General features: G+C 68.0%; 18 protein-coding genes. 8 read left to right on the top strand and 10 right to left on the bottom strand.

All coding sequences use genetic code 11. The annotated features are described in order from the left end of the window. Positions 1-18 precede the first annotated feature (18 nt). From ACZ45T_RS00170 to rfbB, 3 genes are read right to left on the bottom strand one after another with little or no spacing between them, the layout of a single operon-like run. Positions 19-1,353 (bottom strand): lipopolysaccharide biosynthesis protein, encoded by a 1,335-nt coding sequence (locus tag ACZ45T_RS00170; protein WP_468435798.1) that lies wholly within the window; start codon positions 1,351-1,353, stop codon positions 19-21. Beyond that, complete coding sequence (gene rfbD / locus ACZ45T_RS00165; RefSeq protein WP_468435796.1) at positions 1,350-2,270, bottom strand: dTDP-4-dehydrorhamnose reductase; 921 nt, start codon at positions 2,268-2,270, stop codon at positions 1,350-1,352. Before rfbD ends, ACZ45T_RS00170 begins: the two co-directional genes overlap by 4 nt. Further along, positions 2,267-3,244 carry a dTDP-glucose 4,6-dehydratase gene (rfbB, locus tag ACZ45T_RS00160; RefSeq protein ID WP_468435794.1) on the bottom strand — a complete coding sequence of 326 codons (978 nt, stop codon included), beginning with the start codon at positions 3,242-3,244 and terminating at the stop codon, positions 2,267-2,269. The genes rfbD and rfbB overlap by 4 nt, the downstream gene beginning before the upstream one ends. A gap of 82 nt (positions 3,245-3,326) precedes the next feature. Here rfbB and rfbA point away from each other — a divergent pair, with 82 nt between their 5' ends. Beyond that, entirely contained in the window at positions 3,327-4,205 is an 879-nt protein-coding gene (rfbA, locus tag ACZ45T_RS00155; protein WP_468435792.1) for a glucose-1-phosphate thymidylyltransferase RfbA, read from the top strand. Further along, positions 4,202-4,801 (top strand): dTDP-4-dehydrorhamnose 3,5-epimerase, encoded by a 600-nt coding sequence (rfbC, locus tag ACZ45T_RS00150; protein WP_468435790.1) that lies wholly within the window; start codon positions 4,202-4,204, stop codon positions 4,799-4,801. The genes rfbA and rfbC overlap by 4 nt, the downstream gene beginning before the upstream one ends. Positions 4,802-4,876: 75 nt before the next feature. Here rfbC and ACZ45T_RS00145 read toward each other — a convergent pair whose 3' ends face one another. The 5 genes from ACZ45T_RS00145 to rpsL all read right to left on the bottom strand — a co-directional run bounded on the left by ACZ45T_RS00145 (position 4,877) and on the right by rpsL (position 9,813). Beyond that, complete coding sequence (locus ACZ45T_RS00145) at positions 4,877-5,236, bottom strand: hypothetical protein (protein WP_468435788.1); 360 nt, start codon at positions 5,234-5,236, stop codon at positions 4,877-4,879. Positions 5,237-5,454: 218 nt separating this feature from the next. Continuing rightward, positions 5,455-6,648: an elongation factor Tu gene (gene tuf, locus ACZ45T_RS00140; protein ID WP_031146566.1), complete on the bottom strand. Its 1,194-nt coding sequence runs from the start codon at positions 6,646-6,648 to the stop codon at positions 5,455-5,457. Between the two features lie 148 nt (positions 6,649-6,796). Beyond that, complete coding sequence (gene fusA, locus ACZ45T_RS00135; protein WP_468435785.1) at positions 6,797-8,929, bottom strand: elongation factor G; 2,133 nt, start codon at positions 8,927-8,929, stop codon at positions 6,797-6,799. A gap of 39 nt (positions 8,930-8,968) precedes the next feature. Then, positions 8,969-9,439 (bottom strand): 30S ribosomal protein S7, encoded by a 471-nt coding sequence (gene rpsG / locus ACZ45T_RS00130; protein ID WP_007265894.1) that lies wholly within the window; start codon positions 9,437-9,439, stop codon positions 8,969-8,971. A 2-nt stretch (positions 9,440-9,441) separates the two neighbouring features. Continuing rightward, complete coding sequence (gene rpsL / locus ACZ45T_RS00125) at positions 9,442-9,813, bottom strand: 30S ribosomal protein S12 (RefSeq protein WP_007265893.1); 372 nt, start codon at positions 9,811-9,813, stop codon at positions 9,442-9,444. A 373-nt stretch (positions 9,814-10,186) separates the two neighbouring features. Here rpsL and ACZ45T_RS00120 point away from each other — a divergent pair, with 373 nt between their 5' ends. The 6 genes from ACZ45T_RS00120 (at position 10,187) to ACZ45T_RS00095 (ending at position 18,474) form a co-directional block, all read left to right on the top strand. Beyond that, the gene (locus ACZ45T_RS00120) at positions 10,187-12,694 is read left to right on the top strand and encodes a YfhO family protein (protein ID WP_468435783.1); all 2,508 of its coding nucleotides are present in this window, start codon (positions 10,187-10,189) and stop codon (positions 12,692-12,694) included. Positions 12,695-12,780: 86 nt separating this feature from the next. After that, positions 12,781-13,488, top strand: coding sequence for a Crp/Fnr family transcriptional regulator (locus ACZ45T_RS00115; RefSeq protein ID WP_468435781.1), 708 nt, complete (start codon positions 12,781-12,783; stop codon positions 13,486-13,488). 108 nt (positions 13,489-13,596) lie between these two features. Next, the gene (locus tag ACZ45T_RS00110) at positions 13,597-14,346 is read left to right on the top strand and encodes a hypothetical protein (RefSeq protein WP_468435779.1); all 750 of its coding nucleotides are present in this window, start codon (positions 13,597-13,599) and stop codon (positions 14,344-14,346) included. Then, positions 14,343-16,481: a hypothetical protein gene (locus ACZ45T_RS00105; RefSeq protein ID WP_468435777.1), complete on the top strand. Its 2,139-nt coding sequence runs from the start codon at positions 14,343-14,345 to the stop codon at positions 16,479-16,481. Before ACZ45T_RS00110 ends, ACZ45T_RS00105 begins: the two co-directional genes overlap by 4 nt. 17 nt (positions 16,482-16,498) lie before the next feature. Beyond that, positions 16,499-17,530 (top strand): SPFH domain-containing protein, encoded by a 1,032-nt coding sequence (locus ACZ45T_RS00100; RefSeq protein ID WP_468435775.1) that lies wholly within the window; start codon positions 16,499-16,501, stop codon positions 17,528-17,530. Continuing rightward, the gene (locus ACZ45T_RS00095; protein WP_468435773.1) at positions 17,527-18,474 is read left to right on the top strand and encodes a M48 family metalloprotease; all 948 of its coding nucleotides are present in this window, start codon (positions 17,527-17,529) and stop codon (positions 18,472-18,474) included. Before ACZ45T_RS00100 ends, ACZ45T_RS00095 begins: the two co-directional genes overlap by 4 nt. 63 nt (positions 18,475-18,537) lie before the next feature. Here the strand turns inward: ACZ45T_RS00095 and ACZ45T_RS00090 are convergent, their stop codons facing one another. Then, a complete protein-coding gene (locus ACZ45T_RS00090; protein WP_468435771.1) occupies positions 18,538-22,437 on the bottom strand; it encodes a DNA-directed RNA polymerase subunit beta' in 3,900 nt (1,299 codons plus the stop codon). 97 nt (positions 22,438-22,534) lie between these two features. Further along, positions 22,535-26,017, bottom strand: coding sequence for a DNA-directed RNA polymerase subunit beta (rpoB, locus tag ACZ45T_RS00085; protein WP_468435769.1), 3,483 nt, complete (start codon positions 26,015-26,017; stop codon positions 22,535-22,537). Positions 26,018-26,228: the final 211 nt, after the last annotated feature.

Raw genomic sequence — 26,228 nt, 5'->3', positions numbered from 1 at the left:
CGTCTTGGGTCGGCATGGTCATCTTCCGACCGCGCCCACGCCCGGGCCGCTTGCGTCGGCCATCTGCCGGGGTCCTTCACCGGCTGCCGCGGCGGCTCCGGGGAAGCTCAGCCTCAGGGCTGCCAGCATAGCGAGCACGGTGGCGGTGGACCCGAGTGCGTAGGCAACGATCACGCGCATGGCCACGTCGCCCGGTGTCAGGGTGATGCCCACCAGGACCGCGGTACCGACGGCCCAGCAGAGCAGCTGCAGGTTGTGCCGCTTGAATACCATGAGCGCCTGTCCGAGCACCATCGCGAACATGTACGCCACGGTGCCGGCGGACAGCAGGAAGAAGTCGAAGCAGCCCAACACCGGCTCCTTGGCGCCGAAGAGCACCTCGATGAGCCAGGGGCCCAGGACCGTGGCGGGTACCCCGCCGAGCAGTCCGAGCGCTCCGACAACCACGCCGATGCGGCGAAGCATCGCCCAGAAGGCCACCCGGTCGCCGGCCGTGAAGGCGGCGCTGAGGCCGCTCAGCAGCGAGGCCTGGAGCGAGCCGAAGACGAAGAGCGGCACCCGCGCCAGGACCAGCGCGCTCATCAGCGCCGCGATCAGGGCGCTGTCGGTCGGAGCCAGCAGCTTGGTGCTCATCACGGCCGCGTTGACGACCAGCTGGGACAGCAGGGTCGCACAGACGAGCAGGCCGAGGCCGTTGCACAGCTCCCGCCAGGCGATCGGCTCGCCCGGTCCGACGGCGCGCAGCAGCGCGGGCAGTGTGACGAGGGTCGCGACGACGGGCGCGACGGCCAGGACCAGGCTGAAGGCCAGTGCCGACTGCAGCCCGGATATCGCGCAGCCGAAGGCGAGCACGATCCGCAGGCCGCCGTCGACGGCGAGCTGGGTGCCGTACGCGCCGAAGCGGCCGAGGCCGGCCAGCACGCCGCGGGTGAGGTAGCAGGCGGCCATGCCGGCGAAGGCACCGCCGAGCGCTGCCACCAGGGCGCGGTCGCCGTGGAAGAGGAGGTCCGCGAGGGGGTCCGCGCCGAGGCCGAGCACGAGCAGGGTGACGCCGAGGATCCCCGCGGTCAGCAGGGCCGCGCGGCGGAGCACCGGGGCGCTGCCCTGGCCCAGGACCGCACGGGCGGAGACGATCCGGGTGAGCTCCTGCTCGATGGGGAAGAAGACGCCGATGCCCACGGACATCACGATGGTCCACAGCACCGACACGTTGGCCATGGCCTCCGTGGACAGGCTGTGACCGGCCACGCCCAGGTGGACGTACGAGGCCGCGCCGAGCACGACGGTGCCGCCGGCCACCGCGACGGTGCCCGGCGGCAGCGCCGCGCTCAGCTTGTTCAGCAGGGCCTTCATCCCGCTCGGCCGTCCCGGGCCTGCTTGGCCAGTGCGGTGTAGCCGGGGGTGGCCAGCGCCTCGGCCAGCTGCTCCCGCCAGTCGGCGAGGGGGGCCAGGCCCGCCTCGTCCCAGCGGTCGTGCGCGAGCACGCTGAAGGCGGGGCGGACGGCGGGGCGTACGAACGCCTCGGAGGTGGTGGGCCGGATCCGCTCGGGGTCGAGCCCGCTCAGCCGGTAGGTCTCGCGGGCCAGTCCCATCCAGGTGGTCCGGCCGCTCGCGGTGCCGTGGTAGATCCCGCCCATGGCCCAGCCCTTCAGGGCGGCCTGGCCGAGCTCGACCAGGTGGCGGGCCAGCGCGTAGGACCAGGTGGGCTGGCCGTGCTGGTCGTCGACCACGTCGAGGGTGTCCCGCTGGGCGGCGAGCTTCAGCATGGTGGCGACGAAGTTCGGCCCGTGCTCGCCGTACAGCCAGGCGGTGCGGACCACGTAGCCGTCCTGCGGCAGCAGTTCGGTCACGGCCTGCTCGCCGACCAGCTTGCTGCGCCCGTAGGCGTTGACCGGGCCGGTCTCGGCGTCCTCCGGGTACGGCTCCGAGGCGTCGCCGGGCAGCACGTAGTCGGTGGAGACGTGGATCAGGCGCACGTGGGCGGCGGCGCAGGCCTCGGCGAGGACGCGTACGCCGGTGCCGTTGACGGCGGTGGCGGCTTCCTCGGCGGTCTCGGCGCCGTCCACGTCGGTCCAGGCGGCGCAGTTCACGACCACGGTGACGTCCTCGACCGCGGCCCGGACGGCGTCCGGGTCGGTGATGTCGAGGTCGCCGCGGCTCAGGCCCACGGCCTCGATCCGGGCGCGCTGCAGAACGGCCAGGACGTCCTGGCCGAGCATCCCGGCGGCGCCGGTGACGAGCCAGCGCCCGGCTCGCGGGTTGGTCCTCACTTCTGCAGGGCCGCCTTCGCCTTCAGCGGCTCCCACCAGGCACGGTTCTCGCGGTACCAGTCGATGGTGGCCTTGATGCCGTCCTCGAAGGTGACCTGCGGGGCGTAGCCCAGCTCGGCGCCGATCTTGCTGATGTCGATGGAGTAGCGGAGGTCGTGGCCCTTGCGGTCCTCGACCTGCTCGACCATCTCCCAGCCGAGGCCGGCGGCCTCCAGCAGGACGCCGGTGAGCTCCTTGTTGGTGAGCTCGGTGCCGCCGCCGATGTTGTAGACCTCGCCCGCGCGGCCCTTGCGCATGGCCAGGTCGATGCCGCGGCAGTGGTCGGAGACGTGCAGCCAGTCGCGGACGTTGCCGCCGTTGCCGTACAGCGGGACCTTCTTGCCGTCCATCAGGTTCGAGACGAACAGCGGGATGACCTTCTCCGGGAACTGGTAGTGCCCGTAGTTGTTGGAGCAGCGGGTGACCACCACGTCCATGCCGTGGGTGCGGTGGTAGGCCAGCGCCAGCAGGTCGGACGACGCCTTCGAGGCGGAGTACGGGGAGTTCGGCACCAGCGGCCACTCCTCGGTCCAGGAGCCCTCGCTGATCGAGCCGTAGACCTCGTCGGTGGAGATGTGGACGAAGCGGCCGACGCCGTGCTTGCGGGCGGAGTCCAGCAGCACCTGGGTGCCCACGACGTTCGTCATGACGAACGGACCCGCGCCGGCGATCGAGCGGTCCACGTGGGACTCGGCGGCGAAGTGCACGACGACGTCGTGGCCGGCCATGACCTGGTCCACGGCCTCGGCGTCGCAGATGTCGCCCTTGACGAAGGTGTATCCGGGGTGGTCCGCGACCGGAGCGAGATTCGCTTCGACACCGGAGTAGGTCAGCTTGTCGAAGACCGTGATCCGGGCCGAGGCATCTGCACCGAGCTGCTGGCGGACGAATTCTGAACCGATGAAGCCGGCGCCGCCGGTCACGAGGATGCGCATAATACGAAGAGTCTAGCCGCCCGCCGAACGTCACATGCCCTGAGCTCGGCTCGCCCATGCCCTCTCGCATAGGGTTCTCCCCATGCGTGGAATCCTCTTGGCCGGTGGCACCGGATCGCGACTCTGGCCGCTGACCCGGGCAGTCTCGAAGCAGCTGCTGCCCGTCTTCGACAAGCCGATGATCTATTACCCCCTGTCCACCCTGGTGATGGCCGGGATCAGCGAGATCCTGATCATCACCACCCCGGACGACCGCGACCAGTTCGAGCGGCTGCTCGGCGACGGCTCGCAGTTCGGCCTGCGGCTGGAGTACGCCGTCCAGGAGCGTCCGGAGGGCATCGCCCAGGCGTTCGTCCTCGGCGCCGACTTCATCGGTGACGAGTCCGTCGCCCTGATCCTCGGCGACAACATCTTCCACGGCAGTGGCCTCGGCACCCGCCTGGCCCAGCACACCGACGCCAAGGGCGGCCGGGTGTTCGCGTACCCGGTGGCGGACCCGACGGCGTACGGCGTGGTCGAGTTCGACGAGACGGGCCAGGCCATCTCCATCGAGGAGAAGCCGGTCAAGCCCAAGTCCCGCTACGCGGTGCCGGGCCTCTACTTCTACGACAACCAGGTCGTCGAGATCGCCCGCGGCCTGAAGCCCAGCGCCCGCGGCGAGCTGGAGATCACCGCCGTCAACGACGCGTACCTCCAGGCCGGTGAGCTGAACGTCACCATCCTCGACCGCGGTACCGCATGGCTGGACACCGGCACCTTCGTCTCGATGGTGCAGGCCTCGGAGTTCGTCCGCGTGATCGAGGAGCGTCAGGGCTTCAAGATCGGCTGCATCGAGGAGGCGGCCTGGCGGGCCGGCCTGATCGACTCCGCGCAGCTGCGCGAGCTGGCCCAGCCGCTGACGAAGAGCGGCTACGGCGACTACCTGCTGACGCTGCTCGACGAGGAGACCGACGCCCGATGAAGTTCCGCGAGCTCTCCATAGAGGGTGCCTTCGAGGTCACCCCGCAGCTGCACGGCGACCCGCGCGGCCTGTTCACCGAGTGGTACCGCTTCGACCGCCTCGCCGAGGTCGTCGGCCACCCGCTGAACCTGGCGCAGGCGAACCTCTCGGTCTCCTCCGCGGGCGTGGTCCGCGGCATCCACTTCGCCGACGTGCCGCGCGGCCAGGCCAAGTACGTGACCTGCGTACGCGGCGCCGTGCTCGACGTCATCGTGGACCTCCGGGTCGGCTCCCCCACGTTCGGCAAGTGGGAGGGCGTCCGCCTCGACGACGTGGACCGCCGCGCGGTCTACATCCCCGAGGGCCTCGGCCACGGCTTCTGCGCGCTGAGCGACGACGCCACGCTGTCGTACCTCTGCTCGGAGACGTTCAACCCGACCGGCGAGCACTCGGTTCACCCGCTCGACGCCGACCTGGGCATCGAGTGGCCGGCCGACGTCCCGCAGCTGTCCGCCCGCGACGAGGCCGCCCCGTCGCTGGCCGACGCCATCGCGACCGGGCTGCTGCCCGACTACGCCGCCTGCAAGGAGTTCACCGAGTCGCTCCGCGTGAGCTGACCCGACGCCTTTGCGCCCGAGGGCCGCATCCCGTTTCCCGGGGTGCGGCCCTCGGTCGTTCCGCGCCGGAACCGGTCAGTGGACGACGGAGAAGCTGCGCCACGGCTGGCTGCCGGGGGCGGTCACGTTCGACGTGGCCACCGGGATGTAGATCCCGTCGGCTTCCTCGGTCTTCTGGCACTTCGGTGTCCGGTACACGACGACGTCCACCAGGCTGTGGTTCTCCACGTGGGCCGCGCCGTGCGGAAGACGGATCTCGTGGCACCCCTGGACGGGAGTGTTCGAGTACCTGACCTCGACCGGGGAGTCGTGGGCGCGGAAGGCGAGTGTGCCCACGGTGGTCCTGCCGGCCGAGCAGGCCGTGACCGTGAGCAGCAGCGCCGCCCCGGTGATGACGCCGGCATGCCGGAGCTGGGCGCCGCCGTGTTCGAACATGGCTCGGTCCTCGTCTGTTCGGTGATATCCGCCGTTGACCGCAGCCTGGCGTGCCGCGCCCCGGGGGGCATCCGCTGCGCGCCCGACGGGATGACGGCCGAACGGGGGAGGACGCCCCGCACACGCCGAAGGGCCCCGCCCCACCGCCGAAGCGGTGGGCCGGGGCCCTTCAGTGCAACTTGGTGCCCGATGAACGAGCTACCAGGTCAGAACCCGAATTACTTCGAGATCTTGGTGACCTGGCCGGCGCCCACGGTACGACCACCCTCACGGATGGCGAACTTCAGGCCCTCCTCCATGGCGACCGGCTGGATCAGCGCGACCGTCATCTCGGTGTTGTCGCCCGGCATGACCATCTCCGTGCCGGCCGGCAGGGTGACGACACCCGTGACGTCCGTGGTACGGAAGTAGAACTGCGGACGGTAGTTGTTGAAGAACGGGGTGTGACGGCCACCCTCGTCCTTCGACAGGATGTAGGCCTGGGCCTCGAACTCGGTGTGCGGCGTGACCGAACCGGGCTTGATGATGACCTGGCCGCGCTCGACGTCCTCGCGCTTGATGCCACGGAGGAGCAGACCGACGTTCTCGCCGGCCTGGCCCTCGTCGAGCAGCTTGCGGAACATCTCGATACCGGTGACCGTGGTGGTGGTCTTCTCTTCCTTGATACCGATGATGTCGACGGTCTCGTTGACCTTCAGGACACCACGCTCGATACGGCCGGTGACGACCGTACCGCGACCGGTGATCGTGAAGACGTCCTCGACGGGCATGAGGAACGGCTTCTCGGTGTCACGCGGCGGGGTCGGGATGGCCTCGTCGACGGCAGCCATGAGGCCGAGAAGCTTCTCGCCCCACTCCTTGTCGCCCTCGAGGGCCTTCAGCGCGGAGACGCGGACGACCGGCAGGTCGTCGCCCGGGAACTCGTACTCGGAGAGCAGCTCACGGACCTCGAGCTCGACGAGCTCCAGGATCTCCTCGTCGTCCACCATGTCGGCCTTGTTCAGGGCGACGACGATGTAGGGGACGCCGACCTGGCGGGCCAGGAGCACGTGCTCCTTGGTCTGCGGCATCGGGCCGTCGGTGGCGGCGACCACGAGGATCGCGCCGTCCATCTGCGCGGCACCGGTGATCATGTTCTTGATGTAGTCCGCGTGACCCGGGCAGTCGACGTGGGCGTAGTGACGCGCCTCGGTCTGGTACTCGACGTGCGCGATGGAGATGGTGATACCGCGCTGGCGCTCCTCAGGAGCCTTGTCGATCTGGTCGAAGGCCGAGGCCTCGTTCAGGTCCGGGTACGCGTCGTGCAGCACCTTGGTAATGGCGGCCGTGAGGGTCGTCTTACCGTGGTCAATGTGACCGATGGTGCCGATGTTGACGTGCGGCTTAGTCCGCTCGAACTTCGCCTTCGCCACGGGGTCCTCCTGGAGAGTGGTTCTGTACGCCTTACTCATCGGCGCCAGGTGATCTTTGCTGGAAAGCCGGTCCCCCGGGGCAACGGGAGTGTTGCTCCTGTTGCCCCAGAGGTTCCGGTGACAAGCCTAAAGCGTGTACTCCGAAGAGTTACTCGCCCTTGGCCTTCGCGATGATCTCCTCAGCGACGTTCCGGGGAACCTCGGCGTAGGAGTCGAACTGCATCGAGTAGCTGGCGCGACCCGAGGTCTTGCTGCGGAGGTCTCCGACGTAGCCGAACATCTCCGAAAGGGGCACGAGGCCCTTCACGAGACGCGCGCCGTGACGCTCCTCCATGGCCTGGATCTGGCCACGGCGGGAGTTGATGTCACCGATGACGTCGCCCATGGACTCCTCGGGCGTGGTGACCTCAACGGACATCATCGGCTCGAGCAGTACGGGGGAAGCCTTGCGCGCGGCCTCCTTGAAGGCCTGCGAACCGGCGATCTTGAAGGCGAGCTCCGAGGAGTCGACCTCGTGGTAGCCACCGTCGAGAAGAATGACGCGGACGCCCGTCATCTCGTAGCCCGCGAGGATGCCGAACTGCATGGCCTCCTGCGCACCGGCGTCGACCGAGGGGATGTACTCCCTCGGGATGCGGCCACCGGTGACCTTGTTCACGAACTCGTACGCCGGACCGTCCGACTCGGTGATCGGCTCGATCGCGATCTGCACCTTGGCGAACTGACCGGTACCACCGGTCTGCTTCTTGTGGGTGTAGTCGTGACGCTCGACGGTCTTGCGGATCGTCTCGCGGTACGCGACCTGCGGCTTGCCGACGTTGGCCTCGACCTTGAACTCGCGCTTCATACGGTCGACCAGCACCTCGAGGTGCAGCTCGCCCATACCGCCGAGGATGGTCTGGCCGGTCTCCTCGTCCGAGTGAACGTGGAAGGAGGGGTCCTCCTCCGCGAGACTCTGGATGGCGACACCCAGCTTCTCCTGGTCACCCTTGGACTTGGGCTCGATGGCGACCTGGATGACCGGAGCCGGGAAGTCCATGGACTCCAGGATCACGGGTGCCTTGTCGTCACACAGCGTCTCACCGGTGGTGGTCTGCTTCAGGCCCATGACGGCGACGATGTCGCCGGCGCCGACCGCGGCGATCTCTTCACGCTTGTTCGCGTGCATGCGGTAGATCTTGCCGATGCGCTCCTTCTTGCCCTTGACGGAGTTCAGCACCGCAGTGCCGGCCTCCAGGCGGCCCGAGTAAACCCGGACGAAGGTGAGCTTCCCGAGGTGCGGGTCGCGCATGATCTTGAACGCCAGCGCCGCGAGGGGCTCCTCGTCGGAAGGCTTGCGCTTCACGACGACCTCGGCGTCGCGGACGTCGTGGCCCTCGATGGCCTCGATGTCCAGCGGCGACGGCAGGTAGCGGATGACAGCGTCGAGCAGGGGCTGAACGCCCTTGTTCTTGAACGCCGTGCCACAGAACACCGCGGTGATCGTGGGCTCGCCCTTGCCCTTGCCGGAGCCGAGGATGATGCGACGGACGGCGGCGTGCAGCTGCTCCACGGACGGCTCGTCGCCGTTCAGGAAGAGCTCCATGATCTCGTCGTCGTTCTCGGCGACGGTCTCGACCAGCTTGCCGCGCCACTCTTCAGCAGCTTCGGTGTGCGTGGCCGGGATGTCGACGATGTCGTACATCTCGCCCTTGGTCGCCTCGGCGGACCAGACGAACGCCTTCATCGTGACGAGGTCGACGACACCCTGGAAGTCAGCCTCGGCACCGATGGGGAGCTGCATGACGATCGGAACCGCACCGAGGCGGTCCTTGATCATGTCGACGCAGCGGTGGAACTCGGCGCCGGTGCGGTCCAGCTTGTTGACGAAGCAGATGCGCGGCACGCCGTAACGGTCGGCCTGACGCCAGACCGTCTCGGACTGCGGCTCCACACCGGCGACACCGTCGAAGACGGTGACGGCGCCGTCGAGGACGCGGAGCGAACGCTCCACCTCGACGGTGAAGTCGACGTGACCCGGGGTGTCGATGATGTTGATCGTGTGGTCAACGTCTTCGAGCGGCCAGTGGCAGGTCGTAGCGGCAGACGTGATGGTGATACCACGCTCCTGCTCCTGCTCCATCCAGTCCATCGTGGCAGCGCCGTCGTGGACCTCACCGATCTTGTACGACACACCGGTGTAGAACAGGATGCGCTCGGTGGTGGTCGTCTTGCCCGCGTCGATGTGGGCCATGATCCCGATGTTGCGGACCTTGGCCAGGTCAAGCGAAGTGGTAGCCATAAGGCTTCGGTCTTCTCTCGGTCTCGATGTGGGGTGGGACTACCAGCGGTAGTGCGCGAAGGCCTTGTTGGACTCGGCCATCTTGTGCGTGTCCTCGCGCTTCTTGACGGCAGCGCCAAGACCGTTGGAGGCGTCGAGCAGCTCGTTCATCAGGCGCTCGGTCATGGTCTTCTCACGACGGGCGCGGGAGTAACCCACGAGCCAGCGGAGGGCCAGGGTCGACTGACGACCCGGCTTGACCTCGACGGGAACCTGGTAGGTCGCGCCACCGACACGGCGGGACTTGACCTCGAGGGACGGCTTGACGTTCTCCAGCGCGCGCTTCAGCGTGATGACCGGGTCGTTGCCGGTCTTCTCGCGGAGGCCTTCCATGGCGCCGTAAACGATGCGCTCGGCGGTGGAGCGCTTGCCGTTCAGGAGGATCTTGTTGATGAGCGACGTCACCAGAGGAGATGCGTAGACCGGGTCGATGATGACCGGGCGCTTCGGGGCGGGGCCCTTACGAGGCATTCTTACTTCTCCTTCTTGGCGCCGTAGCGGCTGCGGGCCTGCTTGCGGTTCTTGACAGCCTGGGTGTCAAGCGCACCGCGGATGATCTTGTAACGAACACCCGGCAGGTCCTTCACACGGCCACCACGCACGAGCACGATCGAGTGCTCCTGCAGGTTGTGTCCCTCACCCGGAATGTAAGCGGTGACCTCGATGCCGGAGGTCAGACGCACACGCGCGACCTTACGGAGCGCCGAGTTCGGCTTCTTCGGGGTGGTCGTGAACACACGCGTGCAGACGCCGCGACGCTGGGGCGAAGCCTCGAGCGCGGGGGTCTTTGTCTTCTCGACCTTGTCCTGCCGGCCCTTACGGACCAGCTGCTGGATCGTAGGCACTACTTCTCCGGTTTCTGTGTGCCGTGTAGTGAAGCTAACCTGGAACATTTGCCGACCCACGCGGTCGGGTGTGTCGGATCCTGCACACCTTCACCAAGGTGAAAGAGGGCGCGGATCGCGGTGTGGTCTTCTCGGCTCTCCGCGGGGTCTTACGCACACGCGGGAGCCCAGGGCACACCCCAGGCACAAGGTCAGAGCGTACCTACCTCACAGAGGTAGGTCAAAACAAATGCCCAGCACGAAAACACGCCGGACGCAAGCGGGAAGTGCCCGCTCGGCGGGTTTGCCCGTCCCGGCGCCCTAAACTGGCGGCTTGCCCGGGCGCGGACACGCGCCAGTCGATCACGCGAGTCGATCAGCAGGGAGCAGGACATTGGGGACCGCGGCACCCGAGCCGGCCACAGTCGACGTCGACACCAGCCCCCCGGCCCCGGACCTGCCGGCCCCACGCAGAGCCGCGCGCAGGACCGCACGCCGGGCCGCCGTCCGCCTCTACGGGCCCCTGCTGGCCTTCCTCATCACCTCGGCCGCCTTCTGCTCGGCCTGGGTCGCCCGCGGCACCTTCCCCTTCGGCGACACCGGCCGCGCCCTCAACGACCAGGCCAACCAGTACGTGCCCTTCCACCGGGCCCTGTGGGACCTCGTCCACGGCCAGGCCGCGGGCGACCTGCTCTTCACCTGGCGCGGCGGATTCGGCCAGCAGTTCCTGTCCGACTACTACACGTACCTCGGCAACCCCTTCTCCTGGCTGGTCGTCCTCGTTCCGCGCGCCCACGTCGACCTGGCCGTCTTCGCGATCACCCCGATCACGATGGGCACCGCCGCCGCCCTGATGACGGTCTACCTGGGCAAGCTGCACCCCGGCCCGTGGTGGCAGCGGGGCGTGCTCGGAGCCACGTACGGCCTGTGCGGCTGGGCGCTCAGCGACGCCTCGTACATCCCGATGTGGCTGTGGGGCCTGGTCGCCCTCCCGATGCTCGGCATCGCCGTCGAGTGGTGCCTGGAGGAGCGCCGCTGGCCGGGCGCGGCCCTGCTCGTCGCGCTCGCCTGGTTCGGGAACTTCTACACCGCGATGATGGCCACGATGGCCGCCTGCGTCCTGCTGGCCATCCGCCTGATCACCCGCGACATGACGGGCAGGCATCGGCTGCGCGCCCTGTGGCGGGCCGGGACGGCCGCCGGGACCGGGATACTGCTCACCCTCCCCCTCCTCCTGCCGTCGTTCCTGTCCAGCGGCTCGGCGCAGCCGACCCAGGCCGCCGCCTTCGACCCCGTCCGCATCGAGATCTTCCTCTCGGGCATGCTCCCGGCGACGCACCTGTGGGGCGGCCGGCCCCGCCTCTACGTCGCCTCGCTCGGCCTGATCCTGGCCGGCGCCTTCGTCCTCAACACCGCCATCGCGAGGAAGACCCGCCTGGTGTGGGCGGCCGCGACCCTGCTCGTGGTCGCCTCCTTCCAGTTCCCGCCCACGCAGTACATGTGGCACGGGCTGGCGGTGCCGAACGGCAACCCGTACCGCGAGGCCTTCGTCTTCAGCGGCATGGTGGTGGTCGTCGCCTGGCTGGCGCTGGCCAACCGGCCGCGCCCGCTGCACCTGGCCCTGGTCGCCGCGCTGCTGGTCGCCGCCACCTTCGTACTGCGCCGCACCGACGACTTCGGCGGCTGGACCTGGCCCGCCGTGCTCGGCGGCGGTGGGGCCTCGCTGCTCGCGCTGGTCCTGCTCTCCCTCGGCGAGAAGCGCCGCCACCTCGTCCCGGTGGCCGCCGCCCTGATGATCGGCGTGGTCTTCGCCGAGTCCACCGTCGCCGCGGCCAACGCGGACGCCCGCCGGGCCCGCGAGCGCTGGGCGAAGCCGACCGTCACCTCGAACCGGTCGATCAACGACCACTTCGAGGCCGTCCGAGGCGTGGACGGCTGGCCCGCCTACCGGACGGATTCGGGCGCGCCGCAGACCTCGTACAACGACGCCCTGGCCCTGCGGGCCGAGGGCCCGCAGTACTACAGCAGCTACCTCCCCGAAGCCACCTACCAGGCCCTGGAGCCCCTCGGCTACGGCTTCAAGAACGACGGCCGGACCTTCTTCGGCGCCGACAACCCCGTGCTCGACGCGATCTTCTCGATCGGCGCACGAGTGCGCCCCGGGGCCGCCCCGGGCACCTGGACCGGCTCGAAGTTCCCGGCGCCCCCGCTGGTCACCGTCCGCACCGGCGGCCACACCTCCCCCAACCCGGCGGACAGCGTCTACGCCCGCCAGGAGAACGTCCTGGGCGCCACCGTCTACCAGGTCCCCCAGGTCACCCGCGGGGGCACCGCCTCCGAGCAGACGTACGCGGCCCGGTGCACCCCCGGCTCCGAGGCCTACTGGTACTCCCCCGCCCTGTACGGCACCGTCCGCGCCGGCGGCGCCGAGAAGCCGCTGGAGGACCTGATGACGGGCGTGACCCCCCTGGGCGCCGTCCCCGCCTCGGGACGGGTCGACGTCACCGTGCGGACCGGTACGCAGGGCGCCGACGCCGGAAACCACCCGCTCGGCTGCCTGGACCGCGCCGCCCTCGACACGGCCGTGTCCCGGCTCACCGCCACGGGGGCCACCTCGGTGGACGTCGGCGGCCACTCGATCAGGGCGACCCTGCCTCCCGGCGGGGAGCGCACCGCCGTCCTCGCGGTGACGGACGTCCCCGGCTGGCAGTGCTCCGCCCCGACGAAGAGCTTCCACGGCCTGCTCTCCGTGACCCTCCCCGCGGGCACGGACAAGGTCTCCTGCACCTTCACCCCGAAGGGCCTCACCCCGGGCCTGGCGGGCGGCGCCCTCGGCCTGATGGTCCTCATCGGCGTCACGGTGACGGGCCTGCGCCGGCGCCGCTCTGCTGGGACCGGCTGACCCCTCCGACGTCAATCCTGTCGTTTCCGCAGCCCGGAGCGCCCCCGGTCAGTACATTGACCGCCCGGAATGATCGGGGGGCTCGCATGGATTCGGCTTATCTCCCGGGCGACGGAGGACTGGACGACCGCGTCCCCTTCCTGGCCCGGCTGGAGATCGAGGACGCCACCGCGTTACGAAAGCTGGGGCGCGAACTGGCGTTCAGCCCCCGGGCTCCGCTGATCCAGCAGCACGAGCCATCGACGCACGTTCTGCTGATCCTCACGGGCTGGACCAAGGTGACCGCCTCCGCGCCCAGCGGCTACCAGGCCCTCCTGGCCCTGCGGGGCCCCGGCGACATCGTCGGCGAATCTGCCGCCGTCACTGGGCGGCCCCGGTCGGCAACCGTCACCGCCCTGGAACCGGTCCGGGCCGCGGCCATCGACCACAACACCTTCCGCGAGTTCCTCGCGCGCTGTCCTTCGGTCGCTCTCACCCTCCTCGGACTCTCCGCCGACCGCACCCGTTTCGCTGACCGGCGACAGCTGGAATTCGCCTCGATGAGCGTGCGCGAGCGCCTGGCAACCCTGCTGCTCGATCTCGTTCGCACACACGGCCGACGTATCGACGAAGGCGTGGAGATCACCGTCCCGCTGACCAAGCAGGAGCTCGCGGGTGCGGTCGGGGCCTCTCGCGAGATGGTGCAACGGCAGCTGAAGGAGCTCCGTGACCGGGGAGTCGTCAGCACGGGACGCCGGGCGCTGGTGATCGTACGACCGGACGTCCTGCGGCGGATCGGCCGCCCCGGCGCCTGAGCGGTCAGTGCACACGGTCACAGTTCCAGTGCGTCGTCTGCCCTCACACCTGCATGTCGCGTGCCCGCACGCTGTTTCCGCACGGCACACGACTCACGAGAGGCAGTCATGACCGACCCGCTCAATCGCAACCTGCTGCTGCTCGACATCGAGAGGTTCAGCGACCGGGACGACGTGGAGCAGGCGTACTTGCGGCGCATGCTCTACGACGTCGTGGAGCGCGTCCTTCAGTCCGCAGGCATTGACCAGACCCACCACCTGCGCGCCGACCGGGGTGATGGCGTACTGGTGATGATCGACGCGAATGCCCCACTGACGGCGCTGCTGCGCGTGCTGCTCACCGAGGCGCCGGCCCAGCTGCGGGCGGTGAACCGAATGGCCTCCAGCACAGCCCAGATCAAGCTGCGCGCGGTGGTGGCCACGGGCTTCGTCACCGTCGACGCCGTCGACGGCTGGGTCGGCTCCGACCTCAACTACGCGTGCCGACTGCTGGACGCCGACACGCTGCGTACTGCGTTGCGCCAGCGGACGGAGGACATCGCCCTGTGCGTCTCCGAGACGGTGTACGCGGGCATCGTGCGGCATGACCACACGGGCATCCCGGCCTCCGCGTTCCACGAGATCGCGGTGGACAGCAAGAACGGCCCGCTGAAGGCCTGGCTCCACGGACCACTGCCGACCGCCGCCCAACCGGCGCCGCCGATGCCCGCAGATTCCGTGGGCGGAGGAGGCGGCGCGGTCGATTTCCGGGGCACGAACAACGGCGTCGTCGCCCAGCAGATCAACGGGACCGTCATCCAGGGCGGTGTGATGCATGGGGGGATCGAGTTCCAGGACCGACCGGGTGAGGGTGCATGAGTTCACCCACGCCCGGAAAGCAACCGGATCAGCAACCGGTGGCGGAGGCAAAGCCGGACTCGGTCGAGGCCGATTCCAAGCAGGGCGGCGCGGAGGGCGCGGCGAAGGAGGAGCCGCGTCCGCAGAAGGCCTGGGACACCCGGCGCGAGCTGGACGCGCACCGCCCGAGATCGCTGGGCTTCGACGGTGTAAACCATGGCGTGGTGGCGGGCCGGATCGCAGGCGACGTGATCACCGGAGGCAAGACCGAGAACTATTTCCTGTTCGGCAGGTCGGGCCCCACCCACGCTTCCGGGGAGGTCCCCGCCGAGGCCTTGGACGATCTCGCCCGAAACTTCGTGAGCGAGGGAACACGCTTCGACGATCTTCTTGACCGTCTCAGGGAAGAACGGGTGTTGGTACTGACCGGTGTGCCGTCCAGCGGACGTCGCACCGCAGCCCTGATGCTGTTGCGCCGGCTCGGCGCCACACCGGTACATACGGTGGACCGGGACGTCTCGCCCGCCGAACTGCTCCCACAGATCCAGAAGGGGGAGGCCACCAGTTACGTCCTGTGCGATCTCGTGACGGGCCGAGCCCAGCCATTGCGCGAAGCGCACCTGCTTTCGCTCCGTGACCGTCTTCGGGATCGCGGTGGCTACCTCGTGATCACCACAGGGCTGCGCCCGTGGGTCGAGGATGATGTGCGCACCTGGCCATGGGACCCACCCTCGGCAGCGGCCTTGCTGCGGGCGCACCTGGAGTCCGAGACAGGCCCCGAGAAGGCCCGTCGGCTCATGGCCCTGCCTGCCGTCTCAGAATTCCTGCCGCGAGGTCATCAGCCGCGGGAAGTCGTTAAGTACGCCAAGGTGCTCGCGCAATTCGCCCTGGGCCAGGTCGATGAATCCGCCTTGCGGGACGCATCGCTGACGGCCCTGGAGGAGCAGGTCCAGGAATGGTTCGCCATGGACGAGGACGCTCTGCACCTGCGGGAGAAGTCGTTCCTGATCGCACTCGCCGCCTTCAACGACGGCCCGTACGCTCTCACAGCCGAACTCAGCGATCTCCTGTTCGACGCACTCCAGCAGACCGCCAACTCGTCGTTGCCACGAGCGGTCCCCGTATTCGGCACCCACATCGGTGACCGCCTGCGTCTGGCGCGGGCCCGCCACTATCCAGAAGAGGAGCTCACCGAGTGGGGCCCGGTCCTCCAGCGCAAGGCCGGGTTCCAGGACAGCCGCACAGCGCTGGTGCTGTTGGGCGAGGTGTGGACGGGGCATCCGTCTGCTCGCCCCGCTCTGGTGGCATGGCTGGGCAAGCTGGCCGTGGACGGACGGCCCTTCGTTCGCACCCGAGCCGCCGCGACGGTGGCGGCGCTGGCCTCGACTGATCTGCCGTCGGCGATGGCTCTCATCATCGAGCCGTGGGCAGTGTCCAAGCACGTCCAGCAACTGATCGGCGCGGTCAGTGCACTGGTTCTCTCCCACCGCGTCGGGGTCCCGCACATCCTGCGGATCATCGACCACTGGACGGCGGACGAGAACCGAAGGCGCTGCTGGGTGGGTGTGCGTGCCCAAGGCTTGGTGGGTGACGAACGGCCAGAGGACGCACTCGCTGCGCTGCGCGTGCAAGCCCGCAAGCAGCATGGCCAGGAAGATGACGACCTGCTGGGTAGCGAGCTGGCCCAGTCGGTGGAGCTCCTCTTGCTCTCGTCGGCCGCCCCCGGGGTATTGGCCGAGGTGCTGCGAACCCTGGACGATCACCGGTCGGTGTTCGAACTCTCGGTCAGAGGGTTCCTCGGTGCCTGCCGGCACGCGGAGGAAGGCGCCGGAGGCCATCCTCTGATCCTCCGCCAATACGCCCGGGCCCGCCTCGACGACGATCCCGCGGCCACCGGAATCCCCAGGCTGTGGAGGTCCGCTCTCGGCGACCGCGATTTCACCCTCGATGCCTTGTCCGTACTTGCCCGATGGGTGCTGACCGCCGACACGAACAGGGAAACGGAATGGGCACTCGCCGACCTGCTCCCGGCCCTGATCACGGGTGAGACCGAGGAGCGGCGCATCGTCCACCTCCTCCGGACGGTACGCGGGGACGACGGAGGCCCCCGGCCGGCTGTCGCCGACCGCCTGCTCGCAGCCCTGCATCTGCGCTGACCTCAAGGAGACCACGGATGTCCTCGACCGCGTTCGACTGGTTACAGCCCGCCGACAGGCACACCGAGCTGATCGACCCGGTGATCAGTGTCCGCCAGCTCGCCCGGCTCAGCCTGCGCCGCAAGCGGCTGACCCGCTTCGACCACTGTCTCGTCTACGCCACCAAGCAGGGCGAGTACACGGTGTTCCACCCGCCGCACCGCCCGAGAACGACCAGTCGCTTCAGCGCCGTGTACGAGGTGGACATGGGTGTCCACTTCGTCCGGGCCGAGCTGCAGCTCCCCAGCACCAACGACGCCCTGGAGTTCCGGGCGGACGTACAGCTGCGCTGGCGCGTGGCGGATCCGGTGCTGTTCGTCTCCAGCGGGCAACGGAACGTGCCGCGCCTCCTGCTCGAACAGCTGGAACGGTCTGCCCGCGGCATCGTGCGACGGCACGCCGTCACCGACAGTGCCTCCGCCGAGTCCGAGCTACTGACCACGGCAGCCGACTGGGCTCCCCTGGGGACGAGTGTCGGCCTGGACACCTCATGGACGCTGCGCCTGCACCGGAACAAGGAGGCGATCGAGCACGAGATCCGCATGCAGGGCATTCAGCACAAGACCAGCGAAGACATCCTCGGGCAAGTACTCGGGGAGCAGGCCGATGCCGCGGAGGAGCGGCGCAAGGCAGCCCTCGTGCGCCTGCGTGCCCAGAAGATCAAGCTGTACGAGAACTACCTGGAGCAGGGCGGCGTGCAGGCCTGGGCCTGGTATCTGAGTCAGCACCCTGAAGATACGAAGGTGGTGATGGCCAACCTCCGAGAGGACCAGAAGAGCCTGGTCGAAGCCCAGCTAGAGCTGGTCACCAAGTTGTTCGACACCTCCTCGGCAGAGAATCACGAGTTGGCCGAACCCCGACGGCACGCGTTCCGCGCACTCAGCGAAGTGCTCACCCAGCGACTACCGGGCAGCTCGGGTGCTGTCGATCCCGATGTCCTGGACGACTCCCCCTCTGGCGACCTGCCACCCGGCTATGGCCGGACCCCCGTCGCACCGGAGAAGGGATGACCGTGCGGCAGCCGTCCGAGCCCGACGACGATCTGGACTACAAGCACGCACCGGGCACCCGCATGCACTACCGGGCCCATCGCTACGCCACCGACCTCGCGACCGTCGGTGCCCTCGCCCTCCACCTGCCCGGCGTCGGGTTCAGCGTGCTGCTGGTCCTGCTGCTGAGCCGGGAGCTTCAATCCGCGACCGGGATTCCTTACGGGATACCGGTGGCGCTCTGGCTGGTAGCCGGTGCCCTCGGCTTCCATCGGCCCACCGAGGCACTCCTCGCCCGCTATCTGCTGCGCCTCCAGCATCCCGCGCCGCACGAGCTCGCCGTTCTGGCACCGGTATGGAGAGAGGTGACGGCCCGCGCCGGGGTGGACGGCAGCCGCTACGAGGTGTGGATCGAGGCGAGCGGGGAGGTCACCGCCACGTCGGCCGGCGGCCACCTCTTGATCGTCACCCGGCACTCCCTGGAGACACTGCCGACCTCGCAGCTGGCGGCCGTACTCGCGCACGAGCTGGGACACCACACCGCGGGCCATACGTGGGCACGACTTCTCAGCTGGTGGTACGCCCTCCCGGGGCGGCTTCTGTGGATGGCCCTGAGGCCGGTCGTACGCTCCGCGCTGCGCGGCACGAAACGGGTCTCCGCCCCAGCCGCGCTGGTGCTGGCGGCGGCTCTGGGATGGATCTCGTACTGGGCAGTGACCAGGACGTTCGGGCTGCCACTGCTGCTGGCGGCGCTCCCCTTCCTGATTGCCGCCGTGGGCCGGCGCGCGGAGCTACGGGCCGACCGCCATGCCGCGGAACTGGGGTTCGCTCCACAGCTCGCCCAGGTGCTCGCCGCACAGCCCGAGGAAGATGAGCCCAGCACACTGCGCCTGCTGCTCTCGTCCCATCCGCATCACCGCACCCGGCTGCACCACCTCCAGCCGCATCTCCGGTCAGCCGGGTAGCGGAACGCCGCAGGGCGGTCACCCTCTTGGGTGACCGCCCTGCGGTTACGTACTCTGCGCGACTCAGCCGTTGTACGGGCCGTAGTCGTAGTCCTCCAGGGGGACAGCCTGGCCGGAGCCGGTGCCGAAGGGCGAGTAGTCGATGTCGTCGTAACCGACGGCCGAGTACATCGCGGCCTTGGCTTCCTCGGTGGGCTCCACCCGGATGTTGCGGTAGCGGGCGAGACCCGTACCGGCCGGGATGAGCTTACCGATGATGACGTTCTCCTTGAGGCCGATCAGGGAGTCGGACTTGGCGTTGATCGCCGCGTCCGTCAGAACCCTGGTCGTCTCCTGGAAGGACGCCGCCGACAGCCAGGACTCGGTCGCGAGCGAGGCCTTGGTGATACCCATCAGCTGCGGACGGCCGGAGGCGGGGTGACCGCCCTCCGTGACCACACGACGGTTCTCGGTCTCGAACTTCGACCGCTCGACCAGCTCGCCCGGCAGGAGCTCCGCGTCGCCGGACTCGATGATCGTCACGCGGCGCAGCATCTGCCGGATGATGATCTCGATGTGCTTGTCGTGGATCGACACGCCCTGCGAGTTGTAGACCTTCTGGACTTCGCCGACCAGGTGGACCTGGACGGCACGCTGGCCGAGGATGCGCAGCACGTCGTGCGGGTTGGTGGCACCCATGGTGAGCTTCTGGCCCACCTCGACGTGGTCGCCCTCGTGCACGATGACCTTGGCGCGCTTCGAGATCGGGAACGCCGTCTCGTCGCTGCCGTCGTCGGGCGTGATGACGATCTTCTTCGTCTTCTCGGTCTCCTCGATCCGCACGCGGCCGGCGGCCTCGGAGATCGGGGCGACACCCTTCGGGGTACGGGCCTCGAAGAGCTCGACGACACGCGGCAGACCCTGCGTGATGTCGTCACCGGCCACACCACCGGTGTGGAAGGTACGCATCGTCAGCTGGGTACCGGGCTCACCGATGGACTGGGCGGCGATGATGCCGACCGCCTCACCGATGTCGACCAGCTTGCCGGTGGCGAGCGAGCGTCCGTAGCAGAAGGCACAGGTGCCGACCGCGGACTCACAGGTCAGGACCGAGCGGGTCTTGACCTCCTCGACGCCGTTGGCGACCAGGGCGTCGATGAGCACGTCACCGAGGTCGACGTTGGCCGGCGCGATGACCTTGCCGTCGATGACGACGTCCTCGGCCAGCATGCGGGCGTAGATCGAGGTCTCGACGTCGTCGGCCTTGCGCAGCACGCCGTCCTCGCCGCGAACGGCGATCTTCAGCTTCAGACCGCGCTCGGTGCCACAGTCCTCCTCGCGGATGATCACGTCCTGCGAGACGTCCACCAGACGACGGGTCAGGTAACCCGAGTCGGCGGTACGCAGGGCGGTGTCCGCCAGACCCTTACGGGCACCGTGCGTGGAGATGAAGTACTCCAGAACGGTGAGGCCCTCACGGAAGGACGCCTTGATCGGACGCGGGATGGTCTCGTTCTTCGCGTTCGACACCAGACCACGCATACCGGCGATCTGTCGCATCTGCATCATGTTTCCTCGGGCACCCGAGTCAACCATCATGAAGATGGGGTTCGTCTTGGGGAAGTTCGCGTTCATCGCCTCGGCAACCTCGTTGGTCGCCTTGGTCCAGATCGCGATGAGCTCCTGCGTGCGCTCGTCCTTGGTGATCAGACCGCGCTCGTACTGCTTCTGGACCTTCTCGTCCATCGCCTCGTAGCCCGCGACGATGGCCTTCTTGGCCTCGGGCACGACGACGTCGGAGATGGCCACGGTGACGCCCGAACGGGTCGCCCAGTGGAAGCCGGCCGCCTTCAGGTTGTCGAGCGTCGCCGCCACGATGACCTTGGGGTAGCGCTCCGCCAGGTCGTTGACGATCTCGGAGAGCTGCTTCTTGCCCACCGAGTAGTCGACGAACGGGTAGTCCTCGGGCAGCAGCTCGTTGAAGAGCGCGCGGCCCAGGGTGGTGCGCAGACGGAAGCTGTCGCCCGGCTGGAACTCCTGCTCGCCTTCCTCGGCGACCGGCGGCACCCAGCCACGCGGCGGGATGGTGCCCACCGGGAAGCGGATGTCGACGGACGACTGGAGCGCGAGCTCGCCGTTGTCGAACGCCATGGTCGCCTCGGCCGTGGAGCCGAACGCGCGGCCCTCGCCCTTGACGTCACGGAGCTCACCGTCGGTGGTCAGGAAGAACAGACCGAGGACCATGTCCTGGGTCGGCATCGTGACCGGACGGCCGTCGGCCGGCTTGAGGATGTTGTTCGAGGACAGCATCAGGATGCGGGCCTCGGCCTGCGCCTCCGCGGAGAGCGGCAGGTGCACGGCCATCTGGTCACCGTCGAAGTCCGCGTTGAACGCGGTGCAGACGAGCGGGTGGATCTGGATGGCCTTGCCTTCGACCAGCTGGGGCTCGAAGGCCTGGATGCCGAGGCGGTGCAGCGTGGGCGCACGGTTCAGCAGAACCGGGTGCTCGGCGATGACCTCTTCGAGCACGTCGTACACGACCGTGCGGCCGCGCTCGACCATGCGCTTCGCCGACTTGATGTTCTGCGCGTGGTTCAGGTCGACCAGGCGCTTCATCACGAACGGCTTGAAGAGCTCCAGCGCCATGGCCTTGGGCAGACCACACTGGTGCAGCTTCAGCTGGGGACCGACGACGATCACGGAACGCGCGGAGTAGTCCACGCGCTTACCGAGAAGGTTCTGACGGAATCGACCCTGCTTGCCCTTCAGCATGTCGCTGAGGGACTTCAGGGGACGGTTACCGGGACCGGTCACCGGACGACCACGACGACCGTTGTCGAAGAGGGCGTCCACGGCCTCCTGAAGCATGCGCTTCTCGTTGTTCACGATGATCTCGGGGGCACCGAGGTCGAGGAGACGCTTCAGACGGTTGTTGCGGTTGATCACGCGGCGGTACAGGTCGTTCAGGTCGGAGGTCGCGAAGCGGCCACCGTCCAGCTGCACCATCGGACGCAGGTCCGGCGGGATGACCGGCACGCAGTCGAGCACCATGCCCTTGGGCTTGTTGCTGGTCTGCAGGAACGCGGAGACGACCTTGAGGCGCTTGAGCGCACGGGTCTTCTTCTGGCCCTTGCCGGTACGGATGATCTCGCGGAGGCGCTCGGCCTCCTCCTCGAGGTCGAAGGACTCCAGACGCTTCTGCAGCGCGGCGGCGCCCATGCAGCCGTCGAAGTACGTGCCGAAGCGGTCACGCAGCTCGCGGTAGAGCAGCTCGTCGCCCTCCAGGTCCTGGACCTTGAGGTTCTTGAAGCGGGCCCACACCTCGTCGAGGCGGTCGATCTCGCGCTGGGCGCGGTCACGGAGCTGCTTCATCTCGCGCTCGGCACCTTCGCGCACCTTGCGGCGTACGTCGGCCTTCGCGCCCTCGGCCTCAAGCTCGCCCAGGTCGGTCTCGAGCTTCTTGGCACGGCCTTCGAGGTCCGCGTCGCGGCGGTTCTCGATCTGCTGGCGCTCGACGGAGACGTGCGCCTCCAGGGACGGGAGGTCGCGGGTGCGGCGCTCGTCGTCCACGAACGTGATCATGTACGCGGCGAAGTAGATGACCTTCTCGAGGTCCTTCGGCGCGAGGTCCAGCAGGTAGCCGAGGCGCGACGGGACGCCCTTGAAGTACCAGATGTGGGTGACGGGAGCGGCAAGCTCGATGTGGCCCATCCGCTCACGGCGCACCTTGGCGCGCGTGACTTCGACGCCACAACGCTCACAGATGATGCCCTTGAAGCGGACACGCTTGTACTTGCCGCAGTAGCACTCCCAGTCCCGGGTAGGACCGAAGATCTTCTCGCAGAAGAGTCCGTCCTTCTCGGGCTTGAGGGTGCGGTAGTTGATGGTCTCCGGCTTCTTGACCTCGCCGTGCGACCAGGTTCGGATGTCGTCCGCGGTGGCAAGGCCGATCCGCAGCTCGTCGAAGAAGTTGACGTCGAGCACTGTGCGTCAATCCCTCTTTCGGGGTCGAGTCTCAATCATGGTCTGAACGGTCCCGGGGATGACGGGGGGCTCTTGAGCGAGCCCCCCGTCAGGCCCGTCAGACCTCTTCGACGCTGCTCGGCTCGCGCCGGGACAGGTCGATACCGAGCTCCTCCGCCGCGCGGAAGACGTCCTCGTCGGTGTCGCGCATCTCGATGGACATGCCGTCCGAGGACAGCACCTCCACGTTGAGGCAGAGCGACTGCATTTCCTTGATGAGCACCTTGAAGGACTCGGGAATGCCCGGCTCGGGGATGTTCTCGCCCTTGACGATGGCCTCGTAGACCTTCACGCGGCCGGTGACGTCGTCGGACTTGATGGTCAGCAGCTCCTGGAGGGCGTAAGCGGCGCCATAAGCCTCGAGCGCCCACACCTCCATCTCACCGAAGCGCTGGCCACCGAACTGTGCCTTACCACCCAGCGGCTGCTGCGTGATCATCGAGTACGGACCGGTCGACCGAGCGTGGAGCTTGTCATCGACCAGGTGGTGGAGCTTGAGGATGTACATGTACCCGATCGAGATCGGGTCCGGGAACGGCTCACCGGAGCGGCCGTCGAACAGACGCGCCTTGCCGGACGGCAGGACCAGGCGGTCGCCGTCACGGTTCGGGATGGTGTGCTCGAACAGGCCCGCGAGCTCGTCCTCACGCGCACCGTCGAACACCGGGGTGGCGACGTTGGTACCCGGCGCGACCTTGTCGGCGCCGATGACCTTCAGCCGCTCGGCCCATTCCTCGCCGAGCCCGGAGACGTCCCAGCCGCGGCTGGCGAGCCAGCCGAGGTGGATCTCCAGGACCTGTCCCGGGTTCATTCGGGACGGGACACCCAGCGGGTTCAGGATGATGTCGACCGGCGTGCCGTCCTCAAGGAAGGGCATGTCCTCGATCGGAAGGATCTTGGAGATGACACCCTTGTTGCCGTGGCGGCCGGCGAGCTTGTCACCGTCGGTGATCTTGCGCTTCTGGGCGACGTAGACGCGGACCAGCTGGTTCACGCCCGGAGGAAGCTCGTCGCCCTCCTCGCGGTCGAAGACGCGGACACCGATGACCTTGCCGATCTCACCGTGAGGGACCTTGAGCGAGGTGTCACGCACCTCGCGGGCCTTCTCACCGAAGATCGCGCGGAGCAGGCGCTCCTCCGGGGTCAGCTCGGTCTCACCCTTGGGCGTGACCTTGCCGACCAGGATGTCGCCGGCGACTACGTCCGCACCGATGCGGATGATGCCGCGCTCGTCGAGGTCCGCGAGGACCTCCTCGGAGACGTTCGGGATGTCCCGGGTGATCTCCTCGGGGCCGAGCTTGGTGTCACGGGCATCGACCTCGTGCTCCTCGATGTGGATCGAGGAGAGGACGTCGTCCTGTACGAGGCGCTGCGACAGGATGATCGCGTCCTCGTAGTTGTGACCTTCCCACGGCATGAACGCGACGAGCAGGTTCTTGCCGAGGGCCATCTCGCCCTCTTCGGTCGCCGGTCCGTCGGCGAGGACCTGGGACTCGACGATCCGGTCACCCTCGTTGACGATGACCTTCTGGTTGACCGAGGTGCCCTGGTTCGAGCGGGAGAACTTGGCGACGCGGTACGTGGTGTACGTGCCGTCATCGTTGGCGACGGTGATGTAGTCGGCCGAGACCTCCTGGACGACACCGTCCTTCTCCGCACGGATCGAGTCACCGGCGTCGACCGCACAGCGGTACTCCATGCCGGTGCCGACGAGCGGGGCCTCCGCCTTGATGAGCGGAACGGCCTGGCGCATCATGTTCGCGCCCATGAGGGCACGGTTGGCGTCGTCGTGCTCCAGGAAGGGGATCATCGCGGTCGCGACGGACACCATCTGGCGCGGGGAGACGTCCATGTAGTCGACGTCGTCGCCGGCGATGTAGTCGATCTCGCCGCCACGACGACGAACCAGTACGCGGTTCTCGGTGAAGCGCATGTCCTCGGACAGGCCGGCGTTGGCCTGGGCGATGACGAAGCGGTCTTCCTCGTCGGCCGTCAGGTAGTCGACCTCGTCGGTGACGACACCGTCGATGACCTTGCGGTACGGGGTCTCGACGAAGCCGAACGCGTTGACGCGGCCGTAGGAGGCGAGCGAGCCGATCAGACCGATGTTCGGGCCTTCAGGGGTCTCGATCGGGCACATGCGGCCGTAGTGCGACGGGTGAACGTCACGGACCTCGAAGCCGGCCCGCTCACGGGACAGACCACCGGGACCCAGCGCCGAGAGACGACGCTTGTGCGTCAGACCCGACAGCGGGTTGTTCTGGTCCATGAACTGGGACAGCTGGCTGGTGCCGAAGAACTCCTTGATGGAGGCGACGACCGGCCGGATGTTGATCAGGGTCTGCGGCGTGATCGCCTCGACGTCCTGGGTGGTCATGCGCTCACGCACGACGCGCTCCATACGAGCCAGACCCGTGCGGACCTGGTTCTGGATGAGCTCGCCGACGTTGCGCAGACGACGGTTGCCGAAGTGGTCGATGTCATCGGTCTCGACCACGATCGAACGGCCGGACTCGCCGGTCGTCTCGGTCTCGCCGGCGTGCAGCTTGACCAGGTACTTGATCGTCGCGATGACGTCGTCGGTGGTGAGCACACCGGCGTCGAGCGGCTCGTCGGCGCCGAGCTTCTTGTTCACCTTGTAGCGGCCGACCTTGGCGAGGTCGTAGCGCTTCGGGTTGAAGTAGAGGTTCTCGAGCAGCGTCTGAGCGGCCTCGCGGGTCGGCGGCTCGCCCGGGCGCAGCTTGCGGTAGATGTCGAGCAGCGCGTCGTCCTGACCCTGGGTGTGGTCCTTCTCCAGGGTGGCGCGCATGGACTCGTACTCGCCGAACTCCTCGAGGATCTGCTCGGTGGTCCAGCCGAGAGCCTTCAGGAGGACGGTGACGGACTGCTTGCGCTTGCGGTCGATGCGGACACCGACCATGTCGCGCTTGTCGATCTCCATCTCCAGCCAGGCACCCCGGGACGGGATGATCTTGGCGGAGAAGATGTCCTTGTCGGACGTCTTGTCGATCGAGGAGTCGAAGTAGACACCGGGGGAACGGACAAGCTGCGACACGACGACACGCTCGGTGCCGTTGATGACGAAGGTGCCCTTGTTGGTCATGAGCGGGAAATCGCCCATGAAGACCGTCTGAGACTTGATCTCTCCGGTCTCGTTGTTCGTGAACTCGGCCGTGACGAACAGCGGAGCCGCGTACGTGAAGTCGCGCTCCTTGCACTCGTCGACAGAGTTCTTCGCCGGCTCGAAACGGTGGTCGCGGAAGGTCAGCGACATCGACCCGGAGAAGTCCTCGATCGGCGAGATCTCTTCGAAGATCTCTTCCAGACCGGACTTGGTGGGGACGTCCTGTCCACTCTCAAGCGCCGACTCGACGCGAGCCTTCCAGGCAGCATTGCCGAGCAGCCAGTCAAAGCTCTCGGTCTGCAGCGCCAGGAGGTTCGGAACCTCGAGGGGCTCCTTGATCTTTGCAAAGGAGATGCGCAGCGGGGCGGTGCTGGCACCGTTGTTCGTATTGGTCGAGGCGTTGCGCGAGGCGGCCAAGAGGGGGTCCTTCCGAGGGCTCGGACTCACTACGCGCGTACCGGTCCCAGCAGACACAGAAGACGGGCCCCCCAAATCTGGTTAAAAATCCAGGTCAGGGCGGTTCAATCAAGTGTGCTCAAGCGTGGGCATGTCCCTGGCGACGGGCAGGGGACAGCTAACAGGCAGCGCAAAGGGTCAGTGTAGCCACTTGGCTCACTGATGTCCAGAC

The organism is Streptomyces sp. NPDC030995, assembly GCF_055571215.1.
Note: the sequence above shows the minus strand (reverse complement) of the source record. Positions and strands in the feature narration are given on the sequence as shown.

Bases quoted from the DNA above. Each gene is read 5' to 3' on its own strand.
- ACZ45T_RS00170 (WP_468435798.1), bottom strand. From the start codon at position 1,353: ATGAAGGCCCTGCTGAACAAGCTGAGCGCGGCGCTGCCGCCGGGCACC.
- rfbB (WP_468435794.1), bottom strand. From the start codon at position 3,244: ATGCGCATCCTCGTGACCGGCGGCGCCGGCTTCATCGGTTCAGAATTC.
- rfbA (WP_468435792.1), top strand. From the start codon at position 3,327: ATGCGTGGAATCCTCTTGGCCGGTGGCACCGGATCGCGACTCTGGCCG.
- rfbC (WP_468435790.1), top strand. From the start codon at position 4,202: ATGAAGTTCCGCGAGCTCTCCATAGAGGGTGCCTTCGAGGTCACCCCG.
- ACZ45T_RS00145 (WP_468435788.1), bottom strand. From the start codon at position 5,236: ATGTTCGAACACGGCGGCGCCCAGCTCCGGCATGCCGGCGTCATCACC.
- fusA (WP_468435785.1), bottom strand. From the start codon at position 8,929: ATGGCTACCACTTCGCTTGACCTGGCCAAGGTCCGCAACATCGGGATC.
- rpsG (WP_007265894.1), bottom strand. From the start codon at position 9,439: ATGCCTCGTAAGGGCCCCGCCCCGAAGCGCCCGGTCATCATCGACCCG.
- ACZ45T_RS00115 (WP_468435781.1), top strand. From the start codon at position 12,781: ATGGATTCGGCTTATCTCCCGGGCGACGGAGGACTGGACGACCGCGTC.
- ACZ45T_RS00110 (WP_468435779.1), top strand. From the start codon at position 13,597: ATGACCGACCCGCTCAATCGCAACCTGCTGCTGCTCGACATCGAGAGG.
- ACZ45T_RS00105 (WP_468435777.1), top strand. From the start codon at position 14,343: ATGAGTTCACCCACGCCCGGAAAGCAACCGGATCAGCAACCGGTGGCG.
- ACZ45T_RS00100 (WP_468435775.1), top strand. From the start codon at position 16,499: ATGTCCTCGACCGCGTTCGACTGGTTACAGCCCGCCGACAGGCACACC.
- ACZ45T_RS00095 (WP_468435773.1), top strand. From the start codon at position 17,527: ATGACCGTGCGGCAGCCGTCCGAGCCCGACGACGATCTGGACTACAAG.